Consider the following 263-nt stretch of genomic DNA (forward strand, 5'->3'; position numbering starts at 1 on the left):
GTAGATGGCCGCGGCGATGCCGAAGATTTCAAACGGACGATAGGTCGAGCCGATGAAACGTTGAGCCGTGTAAGTCAGTTCGACCACGGAAATCGCGGAAACGAGAGCAGACCCCTTGATCAGCATGACTGTATTGACACCGAGCGAACGGATCATGAGCCGCGCTGCCTGCGGCAACACCACAAAGCGCATCGACTGTCCGTTGCTGAAGCCAATGGAACGGGCGGCTTCGTTCTGCCCGGTATCGACCGTCAGAATGGCGC

Annotated in this window: 1 protein-coding gene; it reads right to left on the reverse strand. The window is 57.8% G+C overall.

Annotation, left to right across the window (positions count from 1 at the left end; translation table 11 throughout):
• On the reverse strand, nt 1-263 hold a 263-nt coding region (locus SB822_RS58090), incomplete at both ends, for an ABC transporter permease subunit (protein WP_410859240.1).

This window comes from Paraburkholderia sp. SIMBA_054 (assembly GCF_046534875.1).
Classification (GTDB): domain Bacteria; phylum Pseudomonadota; class Gammaproteobacteria; order Burkholderiales; family Burkholderiaceae; genus Paraburkholderia; species Paraburkholderia hospita.